The sequence below is a fragment of the Thorsellia kenyensis genome (genome assembly GCF_042432445.1).
GTDB lineage: Bacteria > Pseudomonadota > Gammaproteobacteria > Enterobacterales > Thorselliaceae > Thorsellia > Thorsellia kenyensis.
In genome coordinates this window covers 1-15593 of sequence record NZ_JBHLXE010000095.1, presented here as the reverse complement: position 1 = coordinate 15593, position 15593 = coordinate 1, and the positions used below count along the sequence as shown (strand labels likewise).

Annotated in this window: 13 protein-coding genes; 4 read left to right on the top strand and 9 right to left on the bottom strand. The window is 35.7% G+C overall.

Annotated elements, in window-relative coordinates; all coding sequences use genetic code 11:
* Window positions 1-99: 99 nt before the first annotated feature.
* The 7 genes from ybgF to ybgC form a co-directional block, all read right to left on the bottom strand.
* The gene (gene ybgF, locus ACFFIT_RS08905) at window positions 100-870 is read right to left on the bottom strand and encodes a tol-pal system protein YbgF (RefSeq protein WP_385877308.1); all 771 of its coding nucleotides are present in this window, start codon (window positions 868-870) and stop codon (window positions 100-102) included.
* Window positions 871-1054: 184 nt separating this feature from the next.
* Window positions 1055-1597: a peptidoglycan-associated lipoprotein Pal gene (gene pal / locus ACFFIT_RS08900; RefSeq protein ID WP_385877307.1), complete on the bottom strand. Its 543-nt coding sequence runs from the start codon at window positions 1595-1597 to the stop codon at window positions 1055-1057.
* Window positions 1598-1642: 45 nt separating this feature from the next.
* A complete protein-coding gene (gene tolB, locus ACFFIT_RS08895; RefSeq protein ID WP_385877306.1) occupies window positions 1643-2932 on the bottom strand; it encodes a Tol-Pal system beta propeller repeat protein TolB in 1290 nt (429 codons plus the stop codon).
* Between the two features lie 173 nt (window positions 2933-3105).
* Window positions 3106-4362: a cell envelope integrity protein TolA gene (gene tolA / locus ACFFIT_RS08890; protein ID WP_385877305.1), complete on the bottom strand. Its 1257-nt coding sequence runs from the start codon at window positions 4360-4362 to the stop codon at window positions 3106-3108.
* 34 nt (window positions 4363-4396) lie between these two features.
* Entirely contained in the window at window positions 4397-4831 is a 435-nt protein-coding gene (tolR, locus tag ACFFIT_RS08885; RefSeq protein ID WP_385877304.1) for a colicin uptake protein TolR, read from the bottom strand.
* 15 nt (window positions 4832-4846) lie between these two features.
* Window positions 4847-5533: a Tol-Pal system protein TolQ gene (gene tolQ / locus ACFFIT_RS08880; protein WP_385877303.1), complete on the bottom strand. Its 687-nt coding sequence runs from the start codon at window positions 5531-5533 to the stop codon at window positions 4847-4849.
* Window positions 5530-5940 carry a tol-pal system-associated acyl-CoA thioesterase gene (ybgC, locus tag ACFFIT_RS08875; protein ID WP_385877302.1) on the bottom strand — a complete coding sequence of 137 codons (411 nt, stop codon included), beginning with the start codon at window positions 5938-5940 and terminating at the stop codon, window positions 5530-5532. Before ybgC ends, tolQ begins: the two co-directional genes overlap by 4 nt.
* Before the next feature lie 289 nt (window positions 5941-6229).
* Between ybgC and ACFFIT_RS08870 the strand changes: the two genes are divergently transcribed.
* The 4 genes from ACFFIT_RS08870 (at window position 6230) to ACFFIT_RS08855 (ending at window position 13752) form a co-directional block, all read left to right on the top strand.
* Window positions 6230-7381, top strand: a complete 1152-nt coding sequence (locus tag ACFFIT_RS08870; protein ID WP_385877301.1) for a M20 family metallopeptidase — start codon at window positions 6230-6232, stop codon at window positions 7379-7381.
* A gap of 148 nt (window positions 7382-7529) precedes the next feature.
* The gene (locus ACFFIT_RS08865) at window positions 7530-11609 is read left to right on the top strand and encodes a DNA translocase FtsK 4TM domain-containing protein (protein ID WP_385877300.1); all 4080 of its coding nucleotides are present in this window, start codon (window positions 7530-7532) and stop codon (window positions 11607-11609) included.
* Window positions 11610-11728: 119 nt separating this feature from the next.
* Complete coding sequence (gene lolA, locus ACFFIT_RS08860; protein ID WP_385877299.1) at window positions 11729-12364, top strand: outer membrane lipoprotein periplasmic chaperone LolA; 636 nt, start codon at window positions 11729-11731, stop codon at window positions 12362-12364.
* 38 nt (window positions 12365-12402) lie between these two features.
* The gene (locus tag ACFFIT_RS08855) at window positions 12403-13752 is read left to right on the top strand and encodes a replication-associated recombination protein A (protein ID WP_385877298.1); all 1350 of its coding nucleotides are present in this window, start codon (window positions 12403-12405) and stop codon (window positions 13750-13752) included.
* A gap of 585 nt (window positions 13753-14337) precedes the next feature.
* Here ACFFIT_RS08855 and ACFFIT_RS08850 read toward each other — a convergent pair.
* Window positions 14338-14580 (bottom strand): hypothetical protein, encoded by a 243-nt coding sequence (locus tag ACFFIT_RS08850; protein ID WP_385877297.1) that lies wholly within the window; start codon window positions 14578-14580, stop codon window positions 14338-14340.
* Window positions 14581-14754: 174 nt separating this feature from the next.
* Window positions 14755-15593, bottom strand: an 839-nt coding sequence (locus ACFFIT_RS08845; protein ID WP_385877296.1) for a reverse transcriptase domain-containing protein, incomplete at its 5' end; no start/stop codon positions are given.

Below are 15593 nucleotides of genomic sequence, written 5' to 3'. Positions count from 1 at the left end.
TGATTAGTCTTTAACTCAATTTACACTTCATCTGCAATTCTAGATATGCTGATGGAATATTTAACATTCGCTTAAACTAAATTTGGGTCTACACTCATACTACTGGATTTTAGCCTTAGCTTTATTAGCTGAGTCAGTACCTGGGAATTGATTGACGACTTCCGTAAAAATTGCTTTTGCTTTTTCAGTTTCACCCTGCTCCTCTAATATCAGTCCAACTTTTAGTAATGAATCGGATGCCTTAGGTGAATCAGGATAATTTTTGACAACAATGGCAAAATTTGCAGCTGCATCATTTTTTTGATTTAAATTGTAATAAGATTGACCTAGCCAATAATGTGCATTGCCTATATAATCTGATGTTGGGTATTTTTTAATAAATGCCTCAAAATGTGCTGCTGCTTGCTGATAATTTTGTTGATTGAGCGCTAAGTTCACTGCCGAATTATAATCATTAAAATCATTTCCCGTTAATTCTACCGAAGAACTTGGTTGGGCAATCGCCGTGTTGTTATTAATTTGGCTTTCAGAATTTGATGAATTACTCGCACTAGGCACTGAGGTGTTATCGCTTTGAGACATTGGTATGAGTTGGTTAAATTGTTCAGCCAACAATTGCTGTTTTTCAACTGCCTGATTCAATTTATAAGATAACTGATCTATTTCATCTCGCAAGCTACTTATTTCATTTTGATTGGCAGACATCTGCTGCTGTAATTGAGTAAAAAGCTGACTATGCGCAGTTGCAATACGTTCTAATTCAGCGATTTTAGTTTCTGTTGTATTTGCATGTACTTGTAATGAACACCCGATCGCTAGCAGCAATGAGAGTGAAAATTTACTATAAAAATTAAGCTTACTCTTCTTCATAATCTCACCTATTTTGTTCATTCCGCCTCTTTTCATAATGCTACCCAAATTATTTTTTGCTATTGGTTATAGCGCATTTTTTGTAATAATCGCATTTATTTCATGTTTATATATTTTAAAAGTTAAAGGCAGGTCAAATGATAAATCATCCGCCTGCCTTCTTTTAAAACGACAATCTTATTGACTAGTAAACTAACACTGCACGGCGATTTTTAGCAAAAGCAGATTCATCATTACCATAAACTGCAGGTTTTTCTTTACCATAAGAAACAATTTGCATCTGAGCATCAGATACTCCACGTCCTTGTAGGTACATTCTGACAGCATTCGCACGTCTTTCACCTAATGCGATATTGTACTCAGCCGTCCCTCTTTCATCTGTATGTCCTTCTATTACAACACGAATTGAAGGATTTTCTCTTAAAAATGCAGCATGAGAGTCAATCAGATTTAAGTCATTTGCACTGATGTCATATTGATCAAAGCCAAAATACAAAATGTTATTTGACTGAAGCTGTTGTAATTGCATTCTAGCTTCATCTGATAATGAACCAAATTCGTTGCCGCCAAAACCTGGTAATTGTCCTGATTCTAAGCTACCCGTTTCACCATTTGGATTTGTATATAAATCCTCTCCACCTGTATTTTCAGTGTTTGATTTACATGCGGCTAACGCAAATAAAGGTAAAACAACCAATAGAGTTTTGACTAGTTTATTTTTTTTCATTTTTTATTCCTTGTGATAATAAGTTATTTATTAATTTAAATTTAATTACTTAATTATTGGGCCCCACGCAGGGTATTTTAACTGCCCACCAGAAGAGGGTAATCTCCCCTTGAAACGACCATTAGCTGATACAACACCTAAACTTGAGTTATATCCACCTGTACTATAAATTATCATAGTGCCATTAGGCGCTATACTTGGAGATTCATCTAAATCAGTATTTGTCAGTGCTTTGATAGAGTTGTCCGTTAAACTCTGACTTACAAGAGTTTGTCTACCACCTTGAGAACTAATATAAACCATGAAATTACCATCAGGGCTAATTTGTGCATTTTGGTTTTGGGCGCCTTCAAATGTCATTCTTTGAGCTCCTCCACCATTAACATTCGTTCTGTAAATCTGAGGTCTACCTGTTTTATCAGAGGTAAAAGCAATGGATTGCCCATCTGGGAACCAAGCGGGTTGAGTATTATTACTTCTATCATTTGTCACTTGTCTTACATTACCAGAGCCAACATCCATAGTGTAGATATTCAGACTGCCAGATTGTGATAAAGCCATGGCAATTTTAGAACCATCAGGTGAAAATGCTGGGGCACCATTATGTCTTGGGAATGAAGCAATTTTTCTTACTTGCCCAGTTTGCGTGTCTTGAAGCATAATCACGGAAGGTCCTGTTTCGAAGGAAACAAATGCAATCTTGGTGCCATCAGGTGACCAGCTTGGTGACATTAATGGTTGAGAAGCTTTATGTATTGTGATCTCATTGTAACCATCATAATCAGATACTCTTAGCTCATGGGCATACTTAGAGGTATTAGTTTTAACAATGTAAGCTATTTTAGTCCTAAACACTCCCTTTATGCCTGTCAATTTCTCAAATACTTCATCACTGACTGCATGCACTCCATATCTAAACCATTTTTTATCAACTTGCTGTTGATTTTGAATAACTAAATTAGCAGAACCAGAAGAAATATCAATTAATTGATAGGCAATCGCTAATTTACCATCGGCTGCAGGTTGAACTTGCCCTACTATAATAGAATCAATTCCTTTTGCTCTCCATAACGCTGGATCAATTTGAGCAGGTGAGTTAATATTTTGTGGGAATTCATTATTTTCCAATGGTTGGAATTTACCGCTATTTCTCAAATCTGACTTAATAATTTCAGATACATCACTTCCAGAAACTCCTCCCATAGAGGTGAACGGAACAACAGCTATTGGTCTTGCTGCATCAACGCTATCTGTTACTTCTATTCTAATTTCCGCATTTACTATGCTTGTTAAAAACATAATAAACAGCATCACCATGACATTTATTTTTTTCATTATAATAACCTTAATTTATTAAACTCAGCCTCTTTAAGCTTCTAATTCATAGCCATCAATCCAAAGCTCAAAGTAAACACTTAGTCAATTTTTATTGAGTAAATTAACCGTCTTACTATTATATAACTATTGATTAATCTTACCATACTCTTGATTGAATTGAATTGTAAAAACTAATATTTAAAATCCAAAACAATATCTTTACCCTTAAAATAGTTATAAATTTCATCTGTCGGTGCCCGAGGTGCCTTAGCTAGATTGGCTGCACTAAGTGCTTGATTACATAATGCAGGATCTCCACTAAGCTGTCTAGTGCTGATGATATTACCTTCTCTATCAATTCTTATCGCTACACTACATTTTTTATTTCTATGCAAAGATTTTGCATCATACATATATCTAGCAACAGAAGCACTAATTGCATTGCGATAACTATCTGAATCAGTCATTGTCACACCAGATGATTTACCACCACCTTCACCTGCGGCCGCAGATTGTCCTGAATTAGATCCCTGCCCTCTTTGCTTATCTGATATAAAATCTCCTAATGCGTCATCAGCTAATTTTTTGCTATTTCTTGCTTCACCCTCAGCTTTTGCCTTAGCAGCGGCATCTGCTTTAGCTTTCGCCTCTGCATCTGCTTTTGCTTTCGCTTCAGCTTCTTTCTTTTTCTTTTCAGCTTCGGCTTTAGCTTTAGCCTCGTCTTGCTTCTTCTTCTCTAATTCTGCCTTAGCTTTCTCTTCTTGTTTTTTCTTTTCTGCATCTGCTTTAGCTTTAGCTTCTTTCTTTTTCTTTTCAGCCTCAGCTTTGGCCTTCGCTTCAGCCTCTTTTTTCTTCTCAGCTTCTGCTTTAGCTTTTTGTTCTGCTTCTTTTTGCTTTTTCTCTATTTCTGTTTTTAAAGTTTCTTCTTGTTTTTTCTTCAACTCTGCTTCTTTTTTGAGTTTTAGCGCCTTAGCATCCGCCTCTTTTTTGAGTGCTTCAGTTTGCTTTTCTTTTGCTGCTAGCAACTCTTTTTCTATAGCTTCTTTCTCTTGTTGCTGTTTTTGCAGCGCCAATTGTGCTTGTTCTTGTTCTAATGCTTTTTGTTTTGCCTGTTCTGCAAGCTCTTTTTCAAGCTGAGCTTGCTTTTCTTGTATTTCATTTTCGATTTCGGCAAGTTTTTCTTGTTCTTCAAGTTGCTGTTTTTCTCTTGTTTGTTCAGCTTCCTTTTGATTCGCAGTAATAGTACTCATTCTCATTTCATTCGCTTCCATAGCGTTGAAATCCACCATTACAGCATCAATAATATCACCTTGATTGCCACTGCCTGTCTCATCCATTAAATGAGTATAAGTGGCTATTATCAGGGCAACAATAAGTACCGTGTGCAGTAAAATAGAAAGAATAAATGACACGGTAAACTTGCTTTTTCTTTTAGTAAAATTTGACACATTAATACCTAGTTTATATTTTATACCAACAATCTTAACCTATTGGTTGAGTCATTAAACCGACTTTTTCCACACCAGCTTGCTTAAGTGTATCTAACGCTTTAATGATTTCATTATATTCAACTTGCTTTGCGCCACCTATTAAAAAAATAGTTTTAGGATTTGCTGTCAATTGACTTTTTGCTTCTTCAATTAACAATGACTCAGAAAGAGGCTCACTTCTTTCTTGATTAATTATCATAACATAAAGACCCGCAGCAGCAACTTCGACGATGACAGGTGGATTTTCACTAGTATCCACTACGGACGAATCAGATGTCGTTGGAAGATCTACCTCTACACTTTGACTTATGACAGGTGCAGTAGCCATGAAAATTAATAATAAAACTAATAAAACATCCAAAAAAGGAACAATGTTAATTTCTGACTTCAATTCTCTTTTAGAAGATCTTAGACGACGCTTAGCCATGCTTATACCTTGTGCTTACTTACTTGTTGAACTTGAAAATGCTTGTCTATGCAAAATAGCAGTGAATTCTTCAACAAAATTATCATAATTCTGTTCTAATTTATTCACTCTTTGATTCAATCTATTATATGCCATTACAGCAGGTATGGCTGCAAATAGACCTATAGCTGTTGCAATCAAGGCTTCAGCAATACCCGGAGCAACCGTTTGCAGGGAAACTTGTTTTTCTCCTGCTAAAGAAATGAAGGAGTGCATAATTCCCCATACTGTGCCTAAAAGACCAATATATGGACTAATTGAACCCACTGTCCCTAAAAAAGGGATATAGGCTTCAAGCGTTTCCATTTCTCTGTTCATAGCGATTCTCATTGCTCGCGCAGAACCATCAATGATGGCTTCTGGCGCATCAGAATTTGCTCTATGTAATCTAACAAATTCTTTAAAACCAGAATAAAATATTTGTTCTGAGCCTATCAAAATATCACGTTTACTATGACTTTCTTGATAAAGTTTTGACAACTCTATACCCGACCAAAATCTATCTTCAAATTGCTGGGCATCAGCAACTGCAGAGCTTAAAACTCGTGTTCTTTGAAGGATAATAGCCCAAGATGAAATAGAAAAGCCTAATAATACTAACATCACAAATTTAACAAAAAGTCCTGCTTGCATAAACAAGCCAATAATACTCATATCATTCACAGTACAACCCCATTTTTAATAGAAGCAGGCAAGCGCATTGCCTTCATTTTTGTCTTACTTACACTGGCTACAACCACGTTGGCTTGGCTCAATAAAACTTGATTTTCTTTTCTAAATAATCGCTGTTCAAAAATTATTGATGCATGATTCAATTCAGTTATTTCGGTTTCTATTTCGAGCTCATCATCTAAAACTGCAGGGCGGTGAAATTCAATGCTCATGCGTCTAACCGCAAAAGCAACATCTTCTTGCAGCAATCTTTGCTGAGAAAAACCAAGTGTTCTTAGCAATTCTGTTCTTGCTCGTTCAAAAAAAGCCACATACCTGGCATGATAGACAACACCACCTGCGTCTGTGTCCTCGTAATAAACTCTAATTGGCCAGTGGTAAATTTTATTTAAGTTCATAATTCAAGAATTGGTTATTTAAAATTTTTTAATTTAAAAAATGGATTATTATGTATTTAACTTTGGCGTAAAAACATAATAAACTACTTGAGAATGATACCATTTTTTTTAAGTTTGCAATAGTTTTATTGTGTATATCGAAAGTCTGTTTTTTTAAAACTATTTATTATTTCAACATATTTATATATCAATGGTCGTTTTAACCTAATTTGAATTGTGACTATTTTAAGACATAATCCTATTATTGATGCGACTCTACATTTTTTCAATACTTCTGCAGAACATACTTATGCATATAAATGATCAAAAACAAGCAATGTTAAAACTTTTAGAAAAACTCGTGAACATAGATAGCGGTAGCTATTACGCTGAAGGAATTAACCATGTAGGTGCTATATTGACAGATCTATATCATGAATTAGGCTTTACAAAAACTGTACACTCTGATAATCAAATAGATGGTAAAACTCTTGGTAATCATATCTCCCTTAAGCACAAAGAAGCTAAGAACCCTCAAATACTTATATTAGCGCATTTAGATACGGTATTTCCCCTACATGAATCAGATAAAAGGCCATTTACAGTTAAAGAAAATAGAGCTTATGGTCCTGGAGTAATTGATATGAAGGCGAGTCATGTGCAAGTCTACTTTGCGTTAAAATTTCTTACTGAAACTGGCGATAGTGCCTATAAAAATGTTTTGTTATTGCTTAATTCGGATGAAGAAATAGGATCTCCTAGTTCAAAGGCACTCATTCGGCAGTTGTCCAAAAATAAATCTTGTGCATTGGTAATGGAACCTGCAAGACCTAATGGAAGTATTGTTAGTTCAAGACGTGGCGTCGGCAAATATATCATTGAAGTGTTTGGCGTTGCAGCCCATTCTGGCATAGCCCCTAAAGATGGTGCTAATGCTATCATTGAGTTATGCCGTCATTTGATTTTTATAGATCAACTTAATGACCATGACAAGGGTATCTCTTTAAATATTGGATTAATTGAAGGTGGGGAATCAGTTAATACTATTGCCGATTATGCTAAAGCAACCATTGACTTGAGAGTATTAACTTCAGAACAGGCACTGTTTATCGATAAAGAAATCAAAAAAATCACCCTGTCAACTTTTAACTCTCAGTGTCAAATTAAAGTGACAGGGGGAATGAATCGACCTCCAATGACAAAAACAGTCGCCAGTGAGAAAATTATAAACATAATCAAAGAACAAGCAACTTTATTGAATATTGAACTAGACGATATTGCAACAGGTGGAGGTTCTGATGCTTCTTTTACTTCTCATGAGGGCCTCGCTACTGTAGATGGATTAGGTCCTGTTGGAGGTAAACAACATACGAGTGATGAATATTTGGACATTAATAGCCTTGTAACAAGAACGATTTTACTCATTGAGTCAATTAAATCAATCAGTAAAACTTCTATTTAGCAAAAACTATCTATAATTTTTTAAATTGATGAATAGCAGAATTGCCATAGTAGAAGAAATTGTTTAATAAAGGTATAATGGAACATTAATGAATAATTTTATTAAGTGAACTGAATTGTTAACTTGTTTAATACAAAAGGAATGCCCATTGTCTTACGCAACTCATGATACTGAAGAAAATGAAGATATTTTTTCCTCGCATCCTTTTTTCTATCTATTGCTAATGCTATTAGGTGGGTGCCTCATATTCATGGGAGTCGCTATTTATACCTACAATCCAGCAGATGCAGGATGGACCCATAGCTCGACTGAAATAGTTACTCATAATTTAGGTGGTGCTATTGGAGCGACGATAGCCGATACATCCTTTTTTATTTTCGGAGTCAGTACTTTTTTTCTCCCTTTTTTAGGGATTTTGTATTTAATTACAATCTATATAGGTAACAAAAAAAAAGAACAACTTTGCTTTTGGTTAATCTCCATAAAATTAATTGGCGTGTTGTTTCTTATTATCGCAACAACAACTCTTTCTGCACTCAATATTGATGATAGCCCAAATTATTCTTCTGGGGGTCTGTTAGGTTCCATTTTTTCTATTGCACTATTAAAATACATCAATGCAATCAACTTAACACTTGCAATGATCACTCTTTGGATAATTGGCTTTACTATTCTAACGAGTTGGTCGCCCTTAAAAATAGCTGAAAAAATTGGTGAAATTGTTCTTTTCACTGTGACTTTTGGCGGTTCTCGTGATAAAGCAGTACTGGATGAAATCGACAACAGCAAGGAAGATCCTTTCGATTTTATGGCTGATGAGAACGATTCATCTAAAAAAACATCTACTGACAGAGAAGATAATTCTGATTTGATATATTCAGATATCCTCTACGAAGATATTCGTAATGAAGAAAATATAAGCGACGATTCTAAACCCCAATCTCTATCCTATGAAAGGGAACTTAATGAGAAAGAAACATCTATAATTCTAAGGCATGATGATGAGGAGAATAATTATCCTAGTGAAACAAAAGGTGTTTTACCAGAAGATGATATAGATGAATTAATACCAACGTTAACTTTTTCTGCATTAGACGATGGATTTACTGACGCTACTACGCAAAAAAAGGATACTCTACAAAAAGTACAAGCGAATATACTTGCTGACGTAGATACGAATATTGATAAACAATCAACTCAAAAAACTGTAGTCATGCATGCGGATGACCCCAACATACCAGTGGATATTAATTCAGTTGACATTAATAAAGATACCACCAATCTGATAGTAACATCAACTTCAAACGGTTCAAATATAGAGTCGACTCATAGCTCAATTGCAAATGCCTTTGATTACAAAGCACCTTCGTCGCAAGTTACTTCATTACATGAGCCTTTTGCAGAAGAAACAACTCTAATCGAAACGACTGAAAAGACAATAGTAATTAATGAGCCTTCACTTAAAAATTCTGCACCTGTAGATAATATTTCTGTTACTGTAAACAACTCGAATATTGACTATATTAACCATCGACCAAACTATAAAGAAAAAATAGACAATGAAGAGACAGCCAATATCAACGCAAATGAATCAGCTAAGTCTAACCAATCATCAATATCTCCTAGACCTTCACTTAGTTTAGATGAAAAATTAGCGTTAATTGAACAACAAGCCAAGCAAAAACAGACAGAACAAATGAAGGTTGTACATGAAACACAAAATAGTGAAGCTATTGTGCAATCCTCTCTTAAGAAAACAGAACAGCAAAAAAGAGAAGAAACGCTGGCAAGCTATGGCATAAAAATTCCTAAAGTACAATTTATTCAAGGCATGAAAATTGTACGGGAAGAAAATACTAATATTGAGATCATAAATGAAGAAACCACAAATAGTAATAACGAGAGCTTGGATGTGCTTGATATTGAGCACAAGAATACATTAAATGAAATTGAGCATGCGAATCAAAATGGAAAGGATGGTGCATTTACACACCCATTAGAAACTAACGTTCCTATGCAAAGCGTGCAAAGCGTGCAAAGTGCGCAAAGTATGCAAGCTGCTTCATTGCATTCAATAATCCCAAATGAGCAACATGCAGATAATCAATACTCTGATGAATCTAAACTAGAGGGTTCCTATAATAAAATCTCTTCAGATAAGGTGATTGGTCGGGTTGAGATTGATGACAAGACTGAGGCTGTTTTTGAACAGATAGACTCGCGCACGATTATCATGAAGAGGGTACTTAAGCATGAGTATGCTCAAAATAAAAATCAGCTTTATCATGGCGAGCAGTCCGAAATTTCACCCTATGAACATACGAACGAATCTTCAAAAGCTCAGACTCATAGAAATATTTCCTCACTCTTTAGTGCTGAAAAGCCTTCTCTCGATGGATCACTTTTGGAAGGACTAGGTATTGAATCTACTGATGATCTGACTAGTGCTACGAATAGTTTGGACACAAATAATAAGGATAGTTCAAATAAATACGATGAATCTATCAGAAGAGCAAATAGCGAAATATCCTTGGACGCTAGCGCACATTTTAATTTTGATGAAAAACAGGAGCTAAGTCATACCAATTTAAATAGTGATATGCCTAGCACCTTTGTACAAGAAACGGGCGCACACTCAAACAATGAGTCATCTACTGGATATACACTACCTGAAGTTTATGAGGATAAAGGAGAGTCTGAAGAGACTCACCCACTATTTCATCCTCTTATTTTCAGAGAAACAGAAAAACAACCGGTACCTAAAGAACCTCTACCCACTGTTGAATTACTAGCGGAAAATAAATCAGAGGCAATTGATTTTGATAATGAAAAACTTCAAGAAACAGCTAGCCTAATCGAAACCGCTCTTGCTGATTTTAAAATCAATGTGACAGTTGTGGATATATTCTGTGGACCTGTTATCACTCGATTTGAGCTTGAACTAGCACCAGGTGTCAGAGCTGCTAGAATAAGCGCACTAGATAGAGATCTTGCAAGGGCGCTCTCTGTCAGCTCTGTGCGTGTGGTTGAGGTAATCCCTGGTAAGCCTTATGTAGGATTAGAGCTTCCTAATCCTCAAAGAGAGTTACTCGTCATCAGAGATGTTATTGATAGCACAGAATTTAAAGAGATGAAATCACCTCTGACTATGGTGCTTGGAAAAGATATTGCTGGGGAACCTGTCGTTGCCAATCTAGCTAAAATGCCTCATTTACTTGTAGCTGGTACAACCGGCTCGGGTAAATCTGTTGGTGTAAATGCTATGATCATAAGTATTTTATTCAAAGCATCACCTGATGAGGTTAAATTCATCATGATTGATCCTAAAATGTTAGAGCTATCAATTTATAATTCAATCCCTCATTTACTCACTGAAGTAGTGACTGACATGAAAAAAGCATCTAATGCTTTACGCTGGTGTGTCGGAGAAATGGAAAGAAGATACCAATTGATGGCGGCTTTAGGTGTAAGAAATCTTGAGGGTTATAACGAAAAAATAAACCTCGCAGAAGACATGCAACATCGAATCAAAGATCCCTTATGGAAGCCTTCTGACAGTATGGAAACAACTATTCCCTATTTAGAAAAATTACCCTATATCGTCGTAGTGGTGGATGAATTTGCAGATTTGATTATGACTGAAGGGAAAAAAATTGAAGAACTCATAGCTCGATTAGCACAAAAAGCGCGAGCAGCAGGAATTCATCTTATTTTGGCTACCCAAAGACCTTCTGTGGATGTTATCACGGGGTTAATTAAAGCGAATGTACCGACAAGAATAGCGTTTACCGTTTCAAGTAAAATAGACTCCCGTACCATCTTAGATCAAGGAGGAGCAGAGTCTCTATTAGGTGCTGGTGATATGCTCTATTTGCCTCCAAATTCCTCATCAACCATACGTGTTCACGGTGCATTTGTTGGAGATGAAGAAGTGCATAATGTTGTCGCTAATTGGCGCGCTCGTGGAACACCCAAATATATCGATGAGATTATTGCTGAACCCAAATCGAGTAGTGACAATGAGGGAGGGGATTCAAATCAAGTGGATGAAAAATTTGATACGATTGTCCAATTTGTTATTGAAACTCAGCGAGTTTCAATATCGGGCATACAACGAAAATTTAACATTGGATATAATCGAGCAGCAAAGATTGTTGAAGAAATGGAAGAGCAAGGAATAGTCAGCACGCCTAATAATAATGGCACTCGTATGGTTTTAGCAAAATAAAGGTTTTTACCAAAAGTTATGCTAAGATGTAATGACTAATCAAACATCCCGAAGGATTAATTTTTATAACTGACGCACAATTAACCTGATTTATATTTCAGATTTTAAGAGGATTAAATATGCAAAAAACAATCAAGTATCCTAAAAAATTTAGTGTGTTGAAAACTTTGTTTTTACTCAGTGTATTTGGAACCTTAAGTGTCTATGCAGATGCGTCAAAAACACTTAAAAGTCGCCTAGATGAAGTTTCAGCATTTCAAGCAAGTTTCACTCAACAAGTACGAGATGCAGACAATGCTCTAATTCAAGAAGCAGAAGGTGACGTTTGGGTCCGTCGCCCCAATCTTTTTCGTTGGCATACATTGGTGCCTGATGAAAGTATTCTTGTTTCCGATGGAAAAACCCTATGGTTCTATAATCCATTTGTGGAACAAGTAACAGCGACCAATTTAAATGATGCTACGACAAATACTCCCTTTAAGCTTATAGCTAGTAATAGAGATAGTGATTGGAGTCAGTACAATATCAAGCAAAAGGGAAATAATTTTTCATTAACGCCAAAATCTAGTGATAATAACATTAAGTCCTTTGATATTAACGTCACAAGTGCAGGGATAATAGAGTCATTCAATGTCATAGAGCAAGACGGGCAAAAAATCGAATACCAACTCAAAAAGCAAAATAGTCTTAAAATAGAAGATTCTTATTTTACTTTTGAACTACCAGATGGTGTTGAATTTGATGATCAACGCTAGCATATTTTTCAAAATCTATTCATCAATGACCTCTAATAATGAGTAACTATTCTTTAACTTTAGATGAAGACAACGCATTTTTGCCGCTTGCAGCTAAAATGCGTCCTACAAAACTAGAACAGTATATAGGGCAATCTCATATTTTGAGCCCTCAAAAGCCTCTGTTTAATGCTATAAAATCCGGTAAACTCCATTCAATGATTTTATGGGGACCACCTGGTACAGGTAAAACTACACTAGCCGAACTAATAGCATTTTATGCAAATGCAGAAGTCATTAAATTGTCTGCCGTTACCTCAGGTATAAAGGAAATTCGTGAAGCGATTAGCCAAGCACAATCTTATCGTTACCAACAAATAAAAACCTTGCTGTTTATAGATGAAGTGCATCGATTTAACAAAGGGCAACAGGATGCTTTCTTACCTCACATAGAAAATGGCACAATTACATTTATTGGGGCTACAACTGAAAATCCTTCTTTTGAACTCAATTCTGCCCTGCTTTCAAGGGCCAGGGTCTATCTATTAAAATCTTTATCCATTGAAGAAATTACGCTTTTATTAAAGGACGCATTGAGTGATGAAATAAGAGGCCTTGGAAAATTAAATATCATTATTTCTGACACTATTCTCGATTCAGTAGCAAAATTTTCAAATGGCGATGCAAGAAAAGCACTGAATACACTGGAAATGATGGTCGACATGTCACCTATCGACGAGAAACAAAACTATAGAGTAACAGAAGAAGCATTGGAAGCTGCACTTGGCCATCAATCTGCTAATTTTGATAACCAAGGTGATAGATATTATGAATTAATCTCGGCATTTCATAAATCTGTACGGGGATCAAATCCAGATGCAGCACTATATTGGTATGCAAGAATCATCACGGCAGGAGGTGATCCTTTATATGTAGCTAGAAGATTACTCGCTATTGCATCTGAAGACATTGGTAATGCAGATCCTAGAGCTATGCAAATCGCTATAAGTGCATGGGATTGTTTTACTCGCGTAGGCCCTGCGGAAGGAGAAAGAGCCATTGCTCAAGCAATAATTTATCTCTCTTGTGCAGCAAAAAGCAACGCTGTTTATACGGCATACAATGCAGCTATCACTACGGCATTAAAACATCATTCACTTGAAGTACCTATCCATCTTCGAAACGCCCCTACTCAATTATTAAAATCACTTAATTATGGCAAAGAATATCGTTATTCCCATGATGAACCCTTTGCTTACTCTGCTGGGGTAAACTATATGCCTGAAGAATTAAAAGGGACTCGATTTTATCATCCAACTGATAGGGGGCTTGAAAAGCAAATAGCTGAAAAACTTATTTTTTTGGATAAGTTAAACTCAGAAGCTGAGGAAAAAGCAAGTAAAAAATAAAATAAAAAAATGCGCTAATTGCAAAATTAGTTAATGCCTGTGTTTTTTTAAGCACCTTATCAACGCGATGGGTGATCTCTTTTTTTTAGGTTGCAAGAACAAAATATATAATTTTTTTGCTATTTTTAATCTTTTTAGAACATAGAAAATTTTGCTTAACCTTAAGCATCAGTGAAATATTGAATTTAACTTAATTAAAAATGCTAGGTGAGCAGTTTAATCGTTTGTTAAACTGTTATAGCTAAAATACCAAACACAAGGACGGTAAACATTTTTTCATAACCCTTAACCCAAATATTAAAATGTACATGAACTCGCTCTAGAGCACTTCTTGCTTTGTATATTACTGACTTTTTGGGACTGAAATAATATTTGCACTGTATCTAAAAAATCATTCTGAATATACGGTACAAAATGAAAAGAAAGCATTATAATTAATTTATGATGAGTATGCTGCAAAGATGTGTGCTCTAAATAGAAGGATTACGCGTACCGGAACTTGCCAAGATAGTTGTTAGTTATTTATAGTTTTTACATACTAAGCTACACCGTTTGTTTTATCCTATTCAGGCATTTCATTAAACGTCACTTGGTTATTGGACTCCAATCACGTATACGCCCTTTAGCCCATCTATTAGGATGACTTTCTTTCTTGCGGTTCATGACCTCTTGTCTTTTCTGTAATTTAGCCACATCCTTACCAGTACGTTTATCAGCAGGGGTAATAAATGGATTGCTGCTATGTAAGTGTTCATGGTTATACCACTGAGCAAACCGATACACCCAATCTCTAACTTCTTGTATATTGCCTAAGGGTTTTAATGGCAATAATGCGATATATTTTACGAATCCACGAGTTAAAATTTAAATTAAAATCAAATCCATAGAAATTTAATATAAATCGAGTAGAGCACAGGAACTGCCCCTGCACCTTCTCATAGAACCGTACGTGACACTCGAGCGTCATACGGCTCCTCTAACCCAACCTCTAATGTTTTATCACTATGTTGTTTTGGCTTTTGTACTTAGTTTAAATTGCCAATGAGCAAACAGCCCTCTGTAGCGAACACTAGATTTTATCTCTTCAAGTAGATTAAATGATTTGGTTTTCTTGCCTTTGTACCTTTTATGTTTCTTCATGATCCATCTAACTAGACGTGCATCTATTGTTTTCCATATCTCATCTAGTTCAGATTGGTAGAATTTACTGTAGTCATTGATGATCCCTCTAATATAGGGATTAATTACTTTAGCTACGTTATCCAACCCTTTTTGTAACATCGCTTGCCAATTGAAAGATTTTATTTTCTGTTTGATTACTACCTTCTTTTTATCCCCTACCGCTGGCAAGAAACTCGTGAACACAGTATTACTTTTAGTGCTACTAGCTCCTCTACGTCTAAAGGTAAAACCAAGAAAATCGAATTTATTATTTGTTACCTGTTTATTTGTATTAACCTCACAGTTAACAATTTTAGTTTTCTCTGGGTGTAATTCTAACTTACAATCAATTATTCTTCTTTTCAGCTTACTTAATACATATTGGGCTTGCTTCTCAGATACGCAATGTATAATAGCATCATCAGCATAACGTTCAAATGGTAACGTTGGAAATTCACGCTCCATCCATTTGTCAAAGGTATAATGCAAGAAAAGATTCGCCAACAGTGGACTAATGACACCGCCTTGAGGCGTGCCACTTTCTCCTGACTCAATACTACCGTCAGGATACATAACATCCGCTTTTAGCCAACGCACTAGGGCAAGTCGAACCAATTTAGGTGGGTTTTGTTGGTCTATTGCCTTTAACATGAGTTCATGGTCGATATTATCGAAAAAAC